General features: G+C 45.6%; 1 protein-coding gene and 1 pseudogene. Both read right to left on the bottom strand.

What is annotated here, in order from left to right:
* A pseudogene (locus JT26_RS11135) lies at positions 1–122 on the bottom strand (DNA-binding protein); the annotation flags it as partial.
* 36 nt (positions 123–158) lie between these two features.
* Complete coding sequence (locus JT26_RS06555; RefSeq protein WP_036847920.1) at positions 159–422, bottom strand: helix-turn-helix domain-containing protein; 264 nt, start codon at positions 420–422, stop codon at positions 159–161.
* Positions 423–425 lie beyond the last annotated feature (3 nt).

Genomic DNA, 425 nt, shown 5'->3' with positions numbered 1-425 from the left:
TGACCGTTAAGCAGAGGTCTGTTCTTTTTCCGCAGAGCATCTATGCCTTTCATCATGCGGTCGCCGGCGTTGAAAAAGTACGCAATCTCTTTGTCGTTCTTTGTCTTTACGTCATTGTTCATATTTACGTTGGATTTAGTGGTTAGATTGTTTATTGGTTATAAAGCGGAGGATCGTTCGAGCAGTTTTCCGACATCCTCCGGTTTATAGAACATCTTATACCCTATTTGCGTATAGGGCAACATTCGGTTGCTACGATAGGTTTGCAGGGTACGCAAACTGATGTTCAAGATTTGGCAGACATCCTGATTGTCCAGCCACCTGCCGATACGCTTCTCGTCACACTCCCGACACAGGGCATCGACTTTGGCTGTCAGAATGCGGAAATGCTCCATCATGGCTTCATACGTTTTCCTCTCTATTGC

The sequence above is a fragment of the Porphyromonas sp. COT-108 OH1349 genome, from assembly GCF_000768755.1.
Lineage (GTDB): Bacteria > Bacteroidota > Bacteroidia > Bacteroidales > Porphyromonadaceae > Porphyromonas_A > Porphyromonas_A canoris.
The sequence above is the reverse complement of the archived record's forward strand: the minus strand, read 5'-3'. Positions and strand labels throughout refer to the sequence as shown.